We start from the raw sequence: 18392 nt of genomic DNA on the forward strand, positions 1-18392 counted from the left end.
CCTTAGATTCTATGCATTTTATTAAAAATATCTTCATGCTGTAATTTAATATAAACGCCTATATGATTTCCTAAATCTTCTAATTGATCACAAACGTCTGAAAATGATTCTTTTGCTAAAGACATATCAACAATCATCATCATATTAAAGTACCCATCTAATATTGTTTGAGAAATATCTAAAATATTAATATTTGCTTTGGCTAAAAATTGACATACATGAGCAATAATGCCAACCTGATCTCTACCTACAACTGTTATAATTGCTTTTTCCATTTTTCTTCCTCCTGATTTTTAAATATTATAACAAACAATATGTAAAAAGAAAAGAAAAAAAGGAGCTATGCTCCTTTAAGAAATTATTTTAATAAAGATAAAGCTTTTTCGAATACGGCTTTACCGTTCATTGTTCCATAATCTCTCATATCAATGACATCTACAGGGATAGGTCCAGCTTTTCTACCAGCAGCTAATTTTTCAATAGCAGCTTTTTGGAATCTAACTTGTGGGCCAAGTAAGATGCAGTCAACTTCTTCTAATACTCTAGGTGCATCAGAGAATGGTAATGCAAAGATTTTGCATTCAACACCAGCATCTTTAGCAGCAGCTTCCATTTTAGTAACTAATAAACTTGTAGACATTCCTGCAGAACATACTAATAAAATAGTTTTCATATTTCTTACTCCCTTTCTTATTATTACAATATATATTGTAACAATTTTTACCTGAATTGTAAACACTTACGGATAAAAATTTTCTATTTGAGAAAATCGGTTGATTCTATCAATATAATTATGAATTTATAATTGAAATATGATAGAATAATATAAGAAAAGAGTTGATTGAAATGAAATTATTAGTTGTCAGCGATAGTCATCTTTACGAAAATTATTTACAGCGTGTGGTAACTCACTATCGTTTTCATGTTGATTATATGATTCATTGTGGTGATTCATCTTTACCTGTTGATGATCCATATATACAATTATTTGATATTGTTGTTAAGGGCAACCATGATGATGCACCCTTCCCTATCTATAAAACATTTCAACATATCTGTGTTACACATGGACAATATTATGGAGTTTATTATGGATATGATCAATTAATACAGCTTTGTCAAAAAGAAAATTGTTATCTTTGTTTACATGGTCATACACATGTTCCAACGGTTCAAAAACATCAAAACATTCTTTTTGTTAATCCAGGAAGTTTGATGATGAATCGAGGAAGTTATGGATATGGAACATATGCTCTTATTGATATTCGTGATAACAATGATATCCAAGTTGAATTTCATCATTGTCAAACAGATGAGATTTGTAATCAGGATATATTAGATGAAGGACTTGAATTATTAGAAGAATTTAAAACACTGTTAAAATAAAAAGAAGTTAGCTTCTGTAACTAATTTCTTTTTTATTGGTTGTTTTTATTTTTTTCTTCAACTCTTTTACGTTTATATTCAATAATAAACATAACTTCTTTTAAATCATCATCTGGCAATTCTGTTAATAGACGTGCAATATTTGCAATATTATAATAATCGTATTTTTTACCACTCATAATTTCTTCAACACTACGTCCATAAAGATGTGAAAGAATTTTTAATTCACTAACTGTCACATCTCTTTTACCATTTTCAATATCTGAAATAGCAGAATGTGGAACATTAAGATGAGAAGCAACTTCTTTTTGAGTAAGGTGTTTAAAATTACGATAAACCTTCAGTCTTTTAGCTAAATCCATATCTATTGCCATAAGGTCACCTCCATAATAATATTATATCATGAATGAAAAACAATCGCAATTTAGAATATGAAAAAACTTTTTTTGTGAAAGACATAAATATTGATGATTCAACATTATTCTTTGAAATATCCTGAAGTTACTTTTATTTTCTGTCGAATATGGCTCTTTTGTTGGTTATAGATCATCTGCATAAAATCATCCATCACCATTTGAACTTGTTGCTGATCTTCGTTAGTGAACGCAATAAGGAATCCACCAACTGGTAATTGTTTAAATTGATCATAAAAAAGTGTATGTGCATTTAATAAGTGCATGCGACATTTATTATCAACCATTATGTCAAATTTCTCATTTTTTCGATCTCTCAAGGCAAAATGACCTTGTTTACACATTTGACAATGCTTATATTGATATCCAAAATAATATTGAGTAATTGGACAATATTCGCTAATCATATTTGTTGTTTTACCGAATATTTGAACAAGACATTGCGTTAAATCTATCTGCAAATGTTTAATCTCAGTTGCTGACATTTCTAGAGAAACCAAATATGGTTGATGATAATGATGTGCAGCATACGAATTATAAATATTTAAGCCCTGCCCAACAATCAGTTTTTTATCTTGGAAAGCCATATATGCACCATAATCATTTACCAATATTGTATCTATTTGCGAATAAATCTGTGATGATAATACATCTTCAATATCATCATCTTTCATAACAGGAGATGTCATCATAATCATTTTCTTTTGATGTTTTTGACAAATTTCATAAGCTTTTTCTATATTTTCCTGATAAGGATAAATAATTGTATCAAAAGGATATTGAATGACTGTTTTTAATTGTTCTATGGAATGAACAAGAATATAAAATTGAGGTGCTTGAGAAGTGCTTTTTTGGCTATATGTAGACATTTTTTGTCGACTATGATGATGTATTTTTTGATAAGATAATTTTTCAATCAACATATCTGTTGCATGTCTACGCATCTCATTAATATCTCTAATAGGCATTGAAATACCTTCATCTATGTTTATCTGTATATGCTCTGCTATAAATGGTGTAGATCCCAGTTTTAATAACTGCTGGTTGATTCTCTGTTTTTCAAGAGGCGTATTATGAGCTAATTGAACTTCCTGTTGTGATTCAACTGTTACTTTTAAATTTTCTTTTTTAAGAATAAGTCTTGCTTTTTGATAAATACGCGCTTCAAATTCCATAGATATTGAGACTTTTCGTGGTGATTTTTGATATGTCTGTTGCATTTTTTCAACAACATTTGTATCAAGTGTTTTTCTAACCAATCCTCGATCAACATAATAATCAAATTCTATTTCAATCACATCATTTGAATAAGCTTTATTCACTAATTTTTTTTGATGATAGATTTTATTGACTGGTCTTCCTTTATCAATATTTTCAAAAACAATGCTATCACCTTGCATGAGTGTATCTTTTAAACGAATCCCCACTCTTTTTTGTTTTTTATGATAATACAAAACTTCACCAATAATACTACCCCTATGTCCAGAATAGTCACCATCTACAAGATGAGTATCATGTTTTAAATAACCTAAAGTATAATTGCGATTAAACATCGCCTTCATATCATGAATAAGGGGTTGTAAATCAATTTTTTTATGTTCATAATAGGCATCAATTGCTTGGCGATATGCACGTGTAACGCTGGCAACATATTCTGGCCTTTTCATACGTCCTTCTATTTTCAATGAAGAAACACCTGCTTCAATAAGAGCACCAACATGTTCTATTGTCATCATATCCTTTGGTGATAGAATAAAAGGATATTTTTCAGGTAAAACTTGATCATCCTTTAATAATTGATATGGCAAACGACATGGTTGGGCGCACTGTCCCCTATTTCCACTTCTTTTTCCAATCATACTGCTCATTAAACATTGTCCAGAATAGCACACGCACATAGCTCCATGAACAAAAACTTCAATCTCTATAGATGTATTTTGGCAAATAGATTGAATATCTTCTAATGTATTTTCACGTGCTAATACAACACGTGATGCACCACATTTTTCAAAATAATTGACACCATAGTGATTCATAATAGAAGATTGTGTACTCATATGAATTTCAAAATCAGGATATAAAGTTCTGACGATATCAAATAATCCAACGTCTTGGATAATCAGAGCATCTACTTGAAATTCATATAATTTATCTAAATATGAAATCAAAGCATCTATCTCCGCATCTTTAAATAACGTATTTACAGTAACATAGATTTTGACACCATATAAATGAGCGTATTGTATTGCCCATTGTAGTTGTTCATCATCAAAATTTTTTGCAAAAGCACGTGCACTAAATAAAGTTCCACCTAAATATATAGCATCCGCACCATTTTGTACTGCAGCGATTAAAGATTCTTTGTCGCCAGCAGGAGCCAATAATTCAATTTTTTTCATAGAGATCCTCCTTATATAAAAAAGCAATAACAAGTGTTATTGCGATAATATAGAAATAAGATGATAACACATTTTTGCAGAAGCTTGGCTAGCTTGTTTTAAATATTCATCAAATTGCACATGATTTTCACCTTTTTGATAGATATCACTTAGAGATCTTGTGATAATAAATGGAACTCGAAAAACATGACAAACCTGTGCAATAGATGCAGCTTCCATTTCAGCACATATTGCATCAGGAAAATTCTTTTTAATCTGACTAACCTGATCATCACGACAAATAAATTGATCTCCTGAAACAATAAGTCCCATATGATATGATAGATGAAGATCTTTCAAAATATTTTCAACCTGTTTTAAAGCTTTTTTATCTGGTTCAAAGATACGCGGCATTCCAGGCACTTCACCAAGTTCACGTTGAAAAGCAGTTACATCAACATCATGATGGAGAACCCCTGTTGAAATAACAACATCACCAACATTTTGTGATAAAGAAAGTCCACCAGCAGAACCTACATTAATAAGAAAATCAATATCATAATTTGTTAATAACAAAGTGGTTGAAATAGCTGCATTCACTTTTCCAATACCACCTTGTACAACTACAACTTTTGTATTCGCTATTGTACCTTCATAAAAAGTATATCCATGAATTGTCTGCATAGAAGTTATATCCATATACTTTTTTATTTCAGCAACTTCTTCTTCCATAGCTCCAACAACTGCTATCATATGGTTTCCTCCTTTTGACATACAAATATAATTCTTTCACAATCATCATGATATTCATGAAAATCACTATAATAATCAACTTGCGAAAAACCAGCTTCCTTTAACCAGTATAAATATTGATTTACCGAATAAGTCTTTTGATAATGATCTTCATCAACTATTTCAGATTCTTGTTTATCTTCAATATAAACATGATGATGCACATATCCATCATCTATTTTATCAACACGCCATTCAAAAACAAACTCTTCATCTTCTTCTTTTTCTGAATATTGATCTAAAATAACATTCATTTTGTATAAACTATCAATATCAAAAATAAAAGTACCTCCAGCTTTTAATGAACGAAATACATTTTGAAAAGTCTGCATAATCTGATGTGGTTCAAGTAAATAATTGATAGAATCACACAAACATAAAATAAGATCAACTGGTCGTGATGTTTCAAAGTCGCACATATTAACTCTTTGTAAAATAAGATTTACTTGATTAGCAATAGCTTTCTGTTTTGCAACTTCTAACATATCAGTAGAAATGTCAGAAGCATATACAATTTTATGATCTTTAGCTAAACGAATAGCAATTTCACCTGTTCCACATCCCAATTCAAAAACTTCTTCAAATTGACAATGTTCCAATATAAATTGATAGTAATCTTCATAAAATTGTTCATCCATTAAGCTATCATAATAGTAAGCAAAGTTTTCATAACTCATTTGGCCAACATTCCTTCAATGTTAATACGAGGCATATCTCCCCATAATTTTTCCAAATTATAACTTTCTCTTTCAGCCGCTTCAAAAATATGACAAACAATATCTCCTAAATCTATAAGAATCCATTTAGAATTTCTTAATCCTTCAATACTTTTGACTTCATAATGATTCTTAGCACATTCATCTTGAATATTATCAGTAATTGCCTGCATTAATCTTTCATTGCTAGCTGTACATAAAACAAAAGTATCAAACATTGGACTTACATCACGCATATCAATAGCAGTAATGTTAGTAGCAAGTTTGTCATCCATAGCCTTTACAACACATTCTAATTTTGTCATTATTTTTCTCCTTTTACAACGAAATAATCATAAATTTCATAAAAACAATCATCAAAATCTCTATTTTTCTTTTTTGAAAATTCATAAAAATCTATCAATGAATCTCTAAATCCTGCATTTATATCTTTTTTACATAATTCAATCTGCTTTGATGAATCATAACCTCTTAATGGGTCTAATTTATCTGCAACATATAGACATTTTCCAATCAATGAAATATCAACAGAAGCAGTTGTATGATCTTCAATAGCCTTTAAAATAATAGGATCTTCTATTAAAAACTCATGTTCACTTACATATCTTGATAACCATTGATGCCATATAGGATATGGTTTAGAGATATATTCTGGAAAATAATTTTGCATAATAACAGTTGCTTCTTTTTGATCCATTTCTTTAGCAACATCATGCATAATCCCTGCAATATATGCTTGTTTTTCATTCAAATGATTCGCTTTGGCAATCTTTTTAGCCAATTGAGCAACACTACATGTATGTTTCCAACGTTTTTCTTTCATACGTGAAGCAACCATTGTTTCTAAGTATAATCCCTGACTTGAAATATAACGAAGTACATGGAGATCTAACATTTCAATATGCCCCTGTCGAACATCACTGCTTGATGCATAGACAGGACGATTATTTAAAACAAGAAAATGATATTGATTTAAAACATCCGATAATGGCTCATATCCTCCACGCTGAAAAGCAACTAACTGTACTAAGTTAGAAATTTTTTTAGCTTTTTTCCATTTATCAAAAGCATTTGCCTGATCCATACCCATAATATAATAATATTTGTTATTGGGATGTTTTTCAATGATCTTTTCAAGAGTATGAATGGTATAATTTTTTTGATTTTGATCATCATCAAGTTCAATTGTATTCACTGTGAGTTTATCATTGCCCTGAATAGCCAAATGAATCATATGTAAACGCTCTTTAGCGTTGGCACAACTTTGATTTTTCCATGGATTATGTCGTGTAGGGATAAATTGCACTTCGTCTAATTGAAGCTGTTCAATTGCACACATGGCAATTTCTACATGTGCTTTATGAATAGGGTCAAAGCTTCCGCCAAATAATCCTATTTTTTTCATGGTAAGCGATAAATTCCTTGAGGACTATGACGATAAAAAACAATCGTACGACCAATAATTTGAACAACTTCAGCTTTTGTATGCATACTTAATTCAACAGCTACACTATTCACATCATCAGGACAACTTTCTAATAGTTTCACTTTAATTAATTCCTGTGCTTCTAAAGCATCATCAATACCTTTAATCTGATTAGCAGAAACACCTTCTTTACCAACCTGAAAAATAGCTTTTAAATGATGTGCTTCACTTCTTAAATATCTTTTTTGTTTACCTGTTAACATAATTGTTTCCTTTCTTTTATATAATTGCCTCTCTAATCATAACTGAAATTTGAGGTGGAACATGAACTTTAACTTTTCCACCATGAGATGAAATGGTTATAAACCCTAATCCTGAAATAACAATATCACATTTTCCAGGTTTTAAAGTAAAATCATAGGTTTTCATTTTTTCAATTGAATCCATACCATTTAGTTCAAATGAAAAAGTTTTATGGCGATTATACAATGCATCAGCATTGCTTGTTTTTGTACGATGAATTTTAAGTTGTCTAGAAAAATAAGTAATAAAACTTGCCTGATCACCACTGATATAATCAATTCTTCCTAATCCATCAAAATAAATAGTCTGTTTTTCCTGTAACTGAAAACCAATAGGTCTCAATTCACTTTGAGGAATAATCTTTTTTAAATCCTGAGGATCAATAAAATGAGTCATTTGATGATCATTAATAATTCCTGGTGTATCATATAAATATGAATGATTATCTAATGGAATTTCAATAAAATCAAGCGTCGTCCCAGGGAATTCTGAAACGGTAATTAAATTCTGTTCTTCAACTTGAGCATAATGTTTTAATAAGGCATTGATAAAAGTAGATTTTCCAACATTTGTTACACCTACAACATAGACATCCCTTTGTTTACGATATGACATAATAGCATCATAAATCGAATCCATATTCATATTTTTCTTACCACTTGTCACAATCACATCTACCGGTTTTATTCCTTCTTGTTTTAATTGTCTTCTCACCCAATGTTCTAACTTACGTTCTTTTACTGATTTAGGTAAAAGATCACGCTTATTAGCTAAAACCAGGACATCATTAAAACCAATATGACGTAATAACCCAGGAATCATGCTTCCCTGAAAATCAAATAAATCAATCATATACACAACTAAACAATCTTTTTCACCAATATGATCCAATAAATTTAAAAAATCATCTTTTGTGAGATTTGTTGTCTGCAATTTATGATAATTTTTTAATTGAAAACAACGCTGACATAAGATATGTTCTCTTTGAGTTGCATTTTTAGGAACATAACCAATATGCTTTTCATTATGACTTTGAATGATAGCACCACAACCATAACATTTTTTTACTTCTTCCATATATACCTTCCTTCTCGCTTATTGTATACTATTTCTTATTTAATGAAAAGAGATAAACATAAACATCGACAAAATTCATATAATATTTTGAGGTGACTTATGTTTACAACAATTATTGCATTATTACAACAATTTTTATTTGTTTCGTTTATTAAAACGCAAGCATTTAAACCCCAATTAACACCACAACAGGAAAACAAGTTATTAGAAAAATATTTTCAAGGTGATCAGAATGCTAGAAATGCGCTAATTGAACATAACTTAAGACTAGTTGCACATATCGCTAAAAAATATGAAAGTTCTAAAGATTTACAAGAAGATCTGATTAGTATTGGTACAATTGGTCTTATCAAAGCAGTAGATAGTTATAATGCTGATAAATCAACAAAACTAGGAACATATGCTGCTAAATGTATAGAAAATGAGATTTTAATGCATCTGCGTCATCATAAAAAGACAGCTCTTGATGTTTCATTAAATGAAGTATTAGGTGTTGATAAAGATGGCGGAGAAATGACTTTACTTGACATTATCCCTGCCAAAGATAAAGATATTGTTGAACAAATTCAAACCAATGATCAGATTCAAAAATTACAGGAATATTTTACATTACTGACACCTCGTGAACAAGAAATACTCATTTATCGCTATGGGCTTAATCATCATCGCATATATACCCAAAAAGAAATCGCTCAGCAAATGAATATTTCTCGTTCTTATGTTTCACGTTTAGAAAAACGTGCTTTAATTAAGCTTCTCAAAGCATATATTCATTCTTCATAAATTAGAAGTCATCATTAAATAAGTCATCAAATGAAATAGGTTCAAAATGTTTATCTTGTTGTTGTGGTTCTAAAGGTTGACTCTTTTCAACCTTTTTTACATTTTGAGTTGTAGATAAATCTTGAGTTTCTGTAACATTCTGATATAAATCTGTAGATAATACCCCTTGATAATAAATATATGTAATATTTTCGTTCTTTAAAGATTGAATGATACTTGGTTTTTGTGAAATTTGAGATAATGAGTAATCCTTAATAGCAACCGTTTCTTTATGTTCTTGTGTTTCGATAATGAGTGTATCTTGAACATCTAAAACATAAGCTGATAAAGCATGAATTGGATTTGTCTTTGGTGATTTAAAAATTAATGTTCCTTTGGTTGAGCGATTGCAGCTTGGTATATCAGAAATTCGCATACGCTTAATTCCTGGCTGATCACTAATAAGAACATAAGAATAAGAATGCAGTGGATCAAATGTATTCATAGCAACTAATGAATCATTTTTTAAATTGATTCCTTTGATTCCACCCGCTTTTAATCCTAAAATAGAAATTTCCTGTTCACTATAAAGCGATACATATCCTAAAGATGATGTTAAAACAATAGCTTGATGATCATCTGTTAATGAAACTTGTAATAATTGATCATCTTGTTTTAAATTCATACATTTGATTGGTTTGCTGTATCTTGTGACTTCAAAATCTTGAAGAGAGACACGTTTCATTTGTCCTAAACGTGTTGCTAATAAAACATATAATGGTCTTTGGAATGATTTGACAAGAATAGATCCAATCATTTTTTCTTCTGGTGATACTTTTATCAGATAACTGATATGTTTTCCAAGTTCTTTCCATTTAAATTCTTCTAATTTATGCAATGGAATAAATAAATAGTTTCCTTTATCAGTAAAGACAAGCAATTTATCCAAAGTACTAGCAAAATGCAAATCTAATAAAACATCATCATCTTTCTTTCCAAACGCAATATTTTCACTTGCCTTATATGATCTTTGAGAGATTCTTTTCACGTATCCATCACGAGTAATAGATACATAGATGTCTTCCGGAAGAATCATAGCTTCTTCATCAATAACAATTTCTTGAACTTCATCTTTAATCTCTGTTAAACGTGGGCTAGGATATTGCTTTTTAATTTGTTTTAACTCATCTATAATGACTTTTCTTAATACTTTATCACTTGCTAGAATATTGTTTAATGTTTGAATTAAGACCTCTAAATCAGATTTTTCTTTTTCTAATGAAACAATATCCGTATTTGTTAAACGATATAACTGCAACATTACAATTGCTTCTGCCTGTTTTTCAGAAAACTGATACTGTAATTGAAGATTCTTTTTAGCATCCTGTTTATCATGTGAATGACGAATCGTATGAACAACTTCGTCCAAAATAGAAACAGCTTTAATCAAACCATCAACAATATGTTTACGATCTTCAGCTTTATGAAGATCAAACAAAGAACGCTTTGTAATAACTTCAATCTGATGTTCAATATAGCCATCCAAAATATCAACAATTCCCATGCAGACTGGTCGTTTATTTTTAATCGCAACCATATTATAATTATAATTCTTTTGTAAATCTGTATTCTTGTAAAAATAATTTAAAGTATTTTGAACATCTACATCTTTCTTTAAATCAATCACAATACTTAATCCATTACGATCAGATTCATCACGAACTTCAATAATACCATCAATATTTTTTTGAAAACGAATTTCATCTAATTTTCTAACAAGTTCAGCTTTATTCACTTCATAAGGAATCTGAGTAATCACAATTTTATTTATATTTTTTTCTTCAATTATTTGAGTCTGTGAACGGACAACAACTTTTCCTCTACCTGTTTCAAAAGCCTTTTTGATACCATTTAAACCTTCAACTATCGCTCCTGTTGGAAAATCAGGACCTTTCATAAATTTCATTAAATCATCTAATGAACAATGTGGATGTGAAATACGATAAATCGTTGCATCAATGACTTCTTCTAAATTATGTGGTGGAATATCAGTTGCGTAACCAGATGAAATTCCTGTTGCACCATTAACCAATAAATTAGGGAATTTAGCTGGTAAAACTGTTGGTTCATATTCAGTATCATCAAAGTTAAGTGCCATTTGCACTGTTTCCTTGTCAATGTCTTTTAATAACTCCAATGCAATGGGCGATAATCTCGCTTCAGTATAACGCATAGCGGCTGCAGGATCATTATCAATAGAACCATTATTTCCCTGCATATCAATCAAAGGCATACGCATTTTCCAATCCTGTGACAAACGTACCATAGCTTCATAAACAGAAGTATCTCCGTGAGGATGGTAATTACCAATAACGTTACCAACAGTTTTGGCAGATTTACGATATGGTTTTTGATGTGTATTTCCTTCTTTGTACATTGCATATAAAATTCTACGTTGTACAGGTTTCAACCCATCTCTTACATCTGGTAATGCACGATCTTGAATGATATATTTAGAATATTTTCCAAAGCGATCTCCCATAATGTCATCCAGCGACTGGGTTATGATTTTTTCTTTCATGTTAGACCTCCCTATTGATTAATGAAAAATGAATCTTCTAAAGAAAATTGAACATTGTCTTCAATCCATTCACGTCTAGGTTCAACTTTATCTCCCATTAAAACCGACACTCTACGTTCAACCAATGCAGCATCTTCAATAGAAACCTGAATCAAAGTTCTTGTTTCTGGATTCATAGTTGTTTCCCATAATTGATCAGCGTTCATTTCACCTAAACCTTTATAACGCTGAACATTATATCCACGCCCTATCTGTTTTTTTGCATTTTCTAATTCTTCATCATCCCATGCATAAACAACATCTTCATGTTTTCCATTTTTCTTAGATACCTTATACAAAGGTGGTAAAGCGATATAAACTTTTCCTGCTTGAATTAAACCTCGCATATAACGATAGAAGAAAGTTAATAATAAAACCTGGATATGCGCACCATCAGTATCAGCATCGGTCATGATAATGACTTTTGCATAATTAGAATCATCAGCGTTAAAATCAGCACCAACACCAGCACCAACAGTATTGATAATTGTACTAATTTCTTCATTTTTTAAAATATCAGCCATTGCTGCTTTTTCAGTATTAATAACCTTTCCACGTAATGGTAAAATAGCCTGATATTTTCGATCTCTTCCCTGCTTTGCACTTCCACCTGCAGAATCACCTTCGACTAAATATAATTCTTTTCTTTTTTTATCTTTTGACTGTGCCGGAGCAAGCTTTCCACTTAATATCTTTTCAACTTTATTTCCTTTACCTTTTCTTGCTTCTTCTCTCGCTTTTCTAGCTGCATTTCTTGCCTGTGAAGCTTTAATCATTTTTTTTACAAGTTCATTAGCGGTTTCTTTATTTTCCTCTAAAAAATAATTAACCTGTTCATAAACAACATTTTCAACTATATTTCTTGCCTCAGGAGTTCCTAATTTAGATTTGGTTTGTCCTTCAAATTGTAATAATGATTCAGGAATTTTAACCGATATAACAGCAGTCAGTCCTTCTCTTACATCACTACCCTCAAGGTTTTTATCTTTTGGTTTTAATAATCCATATTTTCTGGCATATTCATTGAAAACTTTCGTAAAACCAGAACGGAATCCTGTTTCATGTGTTCCACCATCACCAGTTCTTACTAAATTAACAAAAGAAATCAGATTTTCCTGATATCCATCTGTGATTTGAAAAGAAATCTCAACTTCAATAGGATGAGAAGCATCATCAAATGATACTGTAGAATGAAGTGTCTTTTTATCATAATTCAAATATTCAATAAAAGCTTCTAATCCATTTTCATATTGAAATGAATCATGTTTTCCAGTTCTTTCATCAATAACATTCATCTCAATTCCTTTTAATAAGAAGGCACTTTCTCTTAATCGTTCACAGATTGTTGAATAATTGAATTCAACTGTCGAAAAAATATTCTTGTTCGGTTTAAAATGAATGATTGTTCCAGTGCGAGACGTTTTACCAATGACCTTTAAAGGTGAAATGATTTTAGCCCCATCTTCAAAGCGTTGGTGATGAATTTTACCATCACGATAAACTGTGACTTCTAACCATTCACTCAAAGCATTCACAACAGATGATCCAACACCATGTAAACCACCAGATGTTTTATAACCACCATCTTCACTAAACTTACCACCAGCATGTAATATCGTTAAAATAACTTCTGTTGTAGGCTTACCAGAAGCATGCATACCTGTTGGCATTCCACGCCCTTCGTCCTCAACACGAATACTATTATCTTTTCCAATTGTGACAGTGATTTTTTTACCAAACCCAGCAAGTGCTTCATCAATAGAATTATCAACAATTTCCCATACAAGATGGTGTAAACCTCTTGAATCTGTTGAACCTATATACATACCTGGACGCTTTCTGACAGCTTCTAGTCCCTCAAGAATTTGAATGTTAGATTCATCATAGTGATTTGCTTTCATATCTGATTTCCTCCTTTTCCAACTTTATAATTATATCAAAAACTATTTGATATTGCTAGAGAATTCATATCATAGCAAATTTCTAGAATTTTCGCAAATCCTTTAAAAAAATTGATTTTTCTCCTTTTTTATGTATAATAAAGCTCGGGGAAGTGAAAAAATGGATATATTAATATATTTACTATTAATTTTAATGGGATATTTATACGGTTCAATACCATTTGCCTTAGTTATAGGAAAACTATTTTATCATACTGATGTAAGAAATAGTGGTTCTGGTAATTTAGGTGGAACCAATGCTGGAAGAGTTCTAGGAAAAAAAGCAGGACTATCAGTTATTATATTAGATGCTTCTAAGTGCTGTATTTCTATTCTTATTGCTGGAACAGTTGCCAAATATATGAAACTTGATATGAATATTATTTACCCATGTGCTTTAGCATGTGTGATAGGACACTGTTATCCTATCTTTGCTGGATTTAGAGGCGGAAAAGCTGTTTCAGTCGCTATTGGGTATGCATTAATGACAAATATTTATGCATTTTGTATTGCATTGGTTATTTTCTTGCTTACATTAAAGATTTCAAAATATGTTTCTTTAGCATCAATTCTTGGAGCAATATCAATTGCAGTTATATCTCCTTTTTTAGGTTACAGCACAATTGGTATTATCACGAATATATGTATAGTTGCTTTACTTGTCTATAAACATAGAAGTAATATTCAAAGATTAAGAAATGGTACTGAAAATAAAATTACATGGATGTAAAAACCTGAATGTTTTTTTAACACTCAGGTTTTTATTTTGCAAAACTTGCATGCATAACATGCGGTAAAAAATGATGATCGTTATAAGATAAAACTTGATAAATGCCATCATGTTCTTCAATACACGTTAAAGAGCATCCTTCAACAATCTGTTGATTGATTTTTACGAAATCTTTTTTGTCTAATTGTAAAATAACAGCCATAAAAATTACAAAACACATTCCATGAGTAACAATAAAGATTTGACTATCTGAGTCCATTTGTTTTAAATCATTCAAAAAACTTTTGACTCTTGTCATGACTTCATCATAACTTTCACCTTGTGGAATTCTCTCAAACAACTCTGGTTGATTCCATAACTGGTGATATAATTCGTGCTGATTTTTTAATAAATCAGCAATTTTTTGTCCTTCAAAAACTCCAAAATTCATTTCCATCAAACGATCATCAGTTATTACTTTTTCTTGACCAAATAATAAACAAGCTGTCTGATAGGCACGTGGTATGGGACTAGAGTAAACACAATCAAATTGCAAAGCATTATCTGTGAGATATGTTTTTAAGGCAAGAGCATTATCAATACCTTCTTGAGTCAATGGGGAATCTAAACGTCCCTGCAACCTTTTTTGTTCATTCCAAAGAGTTTTAGAATGACGTGTTATATATATCTTCATATACGAAAAAATAAGGGATATCCCTTATTTATATTGATCATTAATGCTTTTCATAATTCGTTTGATTTGTGTTTCATTAGGTTTACGTCCCATTTCCATAAACATAGCACGAATCATTTTTTCATTAATTGGTGGATTCTTCTTTAAATTTCTTTTGAAGAAATAACGAGCAGCAAAGAATCCTATAACAAGACCTATTAAAAGTCCTAAAATTCCATATAACATTTTTCAATCCTCCATTCAATTACCAAATTATTATAACATAGTCCTATGCTTTTTGCAAAATTATTTCGTAATCATATAAAAATTTTTAGAAAAAGACGATATCATATCATATATATGATGATTGCTACCCTCTTCTTCTATTTGTAAATCATATTCATTCATGATAATTGTCATCTTTTCTTGAGTTATAGGATTAAAAAGCTGATGAATTCCATGATAATAGGAATAATGTTCACGTGATTGAATTTTATGTAAAAGTTTTTCTTTTTCGTTGACCATATTAGAAAAAATCAATTCTATCTGTTTAGTCTTATACATATTATCTTGTTCCTGATAAACTTGTTTCAAAAAATCAGGATACATATTTACAAATTCCACAAAACGTTCCTTAACGCAGACAATTTTATATTTCATATTCATCACCATGTTTATTATAATCCTTTACCAATAAAAAATATGTCAAAAAAAGAACCTATTACAGGTTCTTAAAGTGATAAGTATGTTTCAACAATGTTTTCAACAGTAAAACCATATTTTTGGATAACGATATTGGCTGGAGCACTTGCACCAAATTGATTAACAGAAATAACTTTTCCGTCTAATCCTACATATTTATGCCAACCAAAATCACAAGCCATTTCAACAGCAAGACGTTTTCTGATATGTTTTGGTAAAACCTTTTCTTTATATGAATCATCCTGCTGATCAAATAATTCCATTGAAGGCATTGATACAACTCGAACATCTTTTCCTTGCTCTAATAACGCCTTTTGTGCCTGCATAGCTAATTCTACTTCGCTACCAGTTGCAATGATAATACCATCTAAATTGTCTTTTTCTTGAGAAACAACATATGCCCCATGACAAACATCTTCATAAGTTGCATGAGTGAAATTTGTTACATTTTGTCTTGTTAAGATAAGCGCAGTTGGACAATCATTTGTTTCAACCGCTTTTTTCCAAGCACCACACATTTCATAAGCATCAGCTGCTCTTATCACTTGAATATTTGGCATCGAACGTAACATTGCCAATTGTTCAACTGGTTGATGTGTTGGACCATCTTCCCCTACAGCAATTGAATCATGTGATAGTGGTAAAATAATAGGTAATTTCATTAAGCATGCCATTCTTAATGCAGCTTTGAAATAATCACTAAACACCATAAATCCACCAGCAGCAACCTTGATACCTTTGTGTAAAGTCATCCCATTCATTATTGCAACCATTGCAAATTCACGGATTCCAAAGAATAAATTACGTCCTCCATAATTCTCACAACTAAAACGTTCTGCATTTTTGATAATTGTTTTTGTAGAAGATGCTAAATCTGCAGTTCCAGATAGGAATGTTGGGTTTTGTGCTGCAATAGCATTGATTAATTTTTCACTTGTTACACGTGTTGCTTCACTTATACCATCTTGATATTCTTTTATAAAAGCAGTTTCATCAAAAGAATATTCATCATTTATATTTTGGAATAATTCCTGGTATAACTCAGGATATTCTGTTTTATATGTATCCATCATTTTGTTCCATTTATTATAAGCACGTTTACCACGATTAAATACATTTTTCTTAAAATCATCATAAACTTCTTCAGGAACAAAGAAATTATCATATTCAAATCCATATTGTCTTTTTGCATATTGTCCATCTTCTTCTCCAAGAGGAGCACCATGAACTATACTTGTTCCCTGATTTCGAGAACCAAATCCAATAATAGTATTCACGATAATTAAAGTCGGTTTATAAACTTCTTTTTTAGCTTTTTTAATGGCTTTTGCAATAGCTTCATAATCATTCCCATCTTGAACACAAATGACTTGCCAATTCATAGACTCATAACGTTTCTTTACATCTTCACTGAATGAATAATTTAAAGGACCGTCAAGAGTCACATTATTCGCATCATAAAGCACAATAAGCTTTCCTAATGAAAGATGCCCAGCCAATGATGAAGCCTCATAAGTGACACCTTCTTGCATATCTCCATCACCACATAATACATATGTATAGTGGTCAATCACTGGATAATCTTTTTTATTGTATCTTGTTGCTAAAAAAGCTTCAGCCATAGCCATTCCAACAGCCATTGGGATACCTTGACCTAAAGGTCCACTAGAAGCATCAACACCATCTGTCAGTTCTACTTCAGGATGTCCTGGTGTGCAGCTTCCCCATTGTCTGAATTGTTTCAAATCATCCATTGAAACTTGGAAACCAGATAAATGTAATAGGCTATATAACAGTGAAGACGCATGTCCACTTGCTAAAACAAAACGATCACGATTAATCCACTGAGAATGTGCTGGAAAAACTTTATACTCTTTTGTAAATAAGGAATATAAAGCTGGAGCAGATCCTAATACCATTCCAGGATGTCCTGAGTTAGCTTTATTAATCATATCTATCCCAAGTGATCTAATCGTTGCAATTGATAGTTCAGATTGATTCATTATCTCATTATTCCTCCTTCTAACACACTAACATTATACACAAAAACACATGAATATCAAACAAGATTTGACATAATCTAAGATTTCCTTAGTTTTTTCGTTTAGAAGGTGTTATATCATTCCCTTTAGGATCGACAACTTTGACATGCTGAAGCTGTTGTTTAAACCCTTTACGAAATAAACGAAGATATTCTTTACGTAATTCCTGTTGTCTTTTCTTTTCTTCCTCATTTAAACCTTCAGTTTTACTTTTTCTTGCAAGAGCATTAATCTCATTAATCATCTCATCACTTATTTTCTCCATGTTTTCCTCCTCAAAAAGAAAAACCTAAGAGTTTTTTAGATTAATCCCTGGTATATGCAGGTGGGTATCTTGTGTCCAATTTTAGGATCCCTATTCAAGATAGGTTTTCAACACCATCAGACAACAGTCAGATTCCCTTATCTATCGTGTAGGAAATACATATATCTCTTAGGTCACTCACATTATAA

At 30.9% G+C, this 18392-nt stretch carries 20 protein-coding genes and 1 other RNA gene; 3 read left to right on the plus strand and 18 right to left on the minus strand.

All coding sequences use genetic code 11. The annotated features are described in order from the left end of the window. Positions 1-2 precede the first annotated feature (2 nt). Positions 3-275 carry an ACT domain-containing protein gene (locus tag E0K96_RS00790; RefSeq protein WP_168080441.1) on the minus strand — a complete coding sequence of 91 codons (273 nt, stop codon included), beginning with the start codon at positions 273-275 and terminating at the stop codon, positions 3-5. Between the two features lie 83 nt (positions 276-358). Continuing rightward, positions 359-673, minus strand: coding sequence for a PTS sugar transporter subunit IIB (locus E0K96_RS00795; RefSeq protein ID WP_087244016.1), 315 nt, complete (start codon positions 671-673; stop codon positions 359-361). A 173-nt stretch (positions 674-846) separates the two neighbouring features. Between E0K96_RS00795 and E0K96_RS00800 the strand changes: the two genes are divergently transcribed. Next, positions 847-1386, plus strand: a complete 540-nt coding sequence (locus E0K96_RS00800) for a metallophosphoesterase family protein (protein ID WP_087244015.1) — start codon at positions 847-849, stop codon at positions 1384-1386. Positions 1387-1418: 32 nt separating this feature from the next. Here E0K96_RS00800 and E0K96_RS00805 read toward each other — a convergent pair whose 3' ends face one another. The 8 genes from E0K96_RS00805 to yqeH all read right to left on the minus strand — a co-directional run bounded on the left by E0K96_RS00805 (position 1419) and on the right by yqeH (position 8491). Beyond that, positions 1419-1760 (minus strand): helix-turn-helix transcriptional regulator, encoded by a 342-nt coding sequence (locus tag E0K96_RS00805; protein ID WP_087245222.1) that lies wholly within the window; start codon positions 1758-1760, stop codon positions 1419-1421. A 104-nt stretch (positions 1761-1864) separates the two neighbouring features. Continuing rightward, positions 1865-4198: a peptidase U32 family protein gene (locus E0K96_RS00810; RefSeq protein ID WP_168080443.1), complete on the minus strand. Its 2334-nt coding sequence runs from the start codon at positions 4196-4198 to the stop codon at positions 1865-1867. Positions 4199-4234: 36 nt separating this feature from the next. Next, positions 4235-4930 carry a 5'-methylthioadenosine/adenosylhomocysteine nucleosidase gene (locus tag E0K96_RS00815; RefSeq protein ID WP_087303795.1) on the minus strand — a complete coding sequence of 232 codons (696 nt, stop codon included), beginning with the start codon at positions 4928-4930 and terminating at the stop codon, positions 4235-4237. Next, a complete protein-coding gene (locus E0K96_RS00820) occupies positions 4927-5646 on the minus strand; it encodes a class I SAM-dependent DNA methyltransferase (RefSeq protein ID WP_168080445.1) in 720 nt (239 codons plus the stop codon). Before E0K96_RS00820 ends, E0K96_RS00815 begins: the two co-directional genes overlap by 4 nt. Beyond that, a complete protein-coding gene (gene rsfS, locus E0K96_RS00825) occupies positions 5643-5990 on the minus strand; it encodes a ribosome silencing factor (protein ID WP_087245230.1) in 348 nt (115 codons plus the stop codon). Before rsfS ends, E0K96_RS00820 begins: the two co-directional genes overlap by 4 nt. After that, complete coding sequence (locus tag E0K96_RS00830) at positions 5990-7090, minus strand: nicotinate-nucleotide adenylyltransferase (RefSeq protein ID WP_168080447.1); 1101 nt, start codon at positions 7088-7090, stop codon at positions 5990-5992. Before E0K96_RS00830 ends, rsfS begins: the two co-directional genes overlap by 1 nt. Then, a complete protein-coding gene (yhbY, locus tag E0K96_RS00835) occupies positions 7087-7374 on the minus strand; it encodes a ribosome assembly RNA-binding protein YhbY (protein WP_168080449.1) in 288 nt (95 codons plus the stop codon). Before yhbY ends, E0K96_RS00830 begins: the two co-directional genes overlap by 4 nt. A gap of 16 nt (positions 7375-7390) precedes the next feature. Continuing rightward, the gene (yqeH, locus tag E0K96_RS00840) at positions 7391-8491 is read right to left on the minus strand and encodes a ribosome biogenesis GTPase YqeH (protein WP_087245236.1); all 1101 of its coding nucleotides are present in this window, start codon (positions 8489-8491) and stop codon (positions 7391-7393) included. A 99-nt stretch (positions 8492-8590) separates the two neighbouring features. On the opposite strand from yqeH, the gene sigK reads away from it, so the two are divergent. Next, positions 8591-9274: an RNA polymerase sporulation sigma factor SigK gene (sigK, locus tag E0K96_RS00845; RefSeq protein WP_168080451.1), complete on the plus strand. Its 684-nt coding sequence runs from the start codon at positions 8591-8593 to the stop codon at positions 9272-9274. A gap of 1 nt (position 9275) precedes the next feature. On the opposite strand, the gene parC is transcribed toward sigK, so the two are convergent. Continuing rightward, positions 9276-11834: a DNA topoisomerase IV subunit A gene (parC, locus tag E0K96_RS00850; RefSeq protein ID WP_168080453.1), complete on the minus strand. Its 2559-nt coding sequence runs from the start codon at positions 11832-11834 to the stop codon at positions 9276-9278. 11 nt (positions 11835-11845) lie between these two features. Then, positions 11846-13774 carry a DNA topoisomerase IV subunit B gene (gene parE, locus E0K96_RS00855; RefSeq protein ID WP_168080455.1) on the minus strand — a complete coding sequence of 643 codons (1929 nt, stop codon included), beginning with the start codon at positions 13772-13774 and terminating at the stop codon, positions 11846-11848. Positions 13775-13934: 160 nt separating this feature from the next. Here parE and plsY point away from each other — a divergent pair, with 160 nt between their 5' ends. Further along, positions 13935-14543 (plus strand): glycerol-3-phosphate 1-O-acyltransferase PlsY, encoded by a 609-nt coding sequence (gene plsY / locus E0K96_RS00860; protein WP_168080457.1) that lies wholly within the window; start codon positions 13935-13937, stop codon positions 14541-14543. A 31-nt stretch (positions 14544-14574) separates the two neighbouring features. Here plsY and E0K96_RS00865 read toward each other — a convergent pair whose 3' ends face one another. The 6 genes from E0K96_RS00865 to ssrS all read right to left on the minus strand — a co-directional run bounded on the left by E0K96_RS00865 (position 14575) and on the right by ssrS (position 18382). Then, positions 14575-15216, minus strand: a complete 642-nt coding sequence (locus E0K96_RS00865) for a histidine phosphatase family protein (RefSeq protein WP_168080459.1) — start codon at positions 15214-15216, stop codon at positions 14575-14577. A gap of 24 nt (positions 15217-15240) precedes the next feature. Further along, complete coding sequence (locus E0K96_RS00870) at positions 15241-15441, minus strand: YneF family protein (RefSeq protein ID WP_087245250.1); 201 nt, start codon at positions 15439-15441, stop codon at positions 15241-15243. A 60-nt stretch (positions 15442-15501) separates the two neighbouring features. Next, positions 15502-15855: a hypothetical protein gene (locus E0K96_RS00875; RefSeq protein ID WP_087297811.1), complete on the minus strand. Its 354-nt coding sequence runs from the start codon at positions 15853-15855 to the stop codon at positions 15502-15504. 71 nt (positions 15856-15926) lie between these two features. Continuing rightward, positions 15927-17900: a transketolase gene (gene tkt / locus E0K96_RS00880; RefSeq protein WP_168080461.1), complete on the minus strand. Its 1974-nt coding sequence runs from the start codon at positions 17898-17900 to the stop codon at positions 15927-15929. 88 nt (positions 17901-17988) lie between these two features. After that, positions 17989-18204 (minus strand): DUF896 domain-containing protein, encoded by a 216-nt coding sequence (locus E0K96_RS00885; RefSeq protein ID WP_087245256.1) that lies wholly within the window; start codon positions 18202-18204, stop codon positions 17989-17991. A 17-nt stretch (positions 18205-18221) separates the two neighbouring features. Next, a non-coding RNA gene (gene ssrS / locus E0K96_RS00890) (6S RNA) lies at positions 18222-18382 on the minus strand. Positions 18383-18392: the final 10 nt, after the last annotated feature.

Source organism: Massilimicrobiota sp. SW1139, assembly GCF_012027715.1.
Taxonomy (GTDB): Bacteria; Bacillota_I; Bacilli_A; order Erysipelotrichales; family Coprobacillaceae; genus Allocoprobacillus; species Allocoprobacillus merdigallinarum.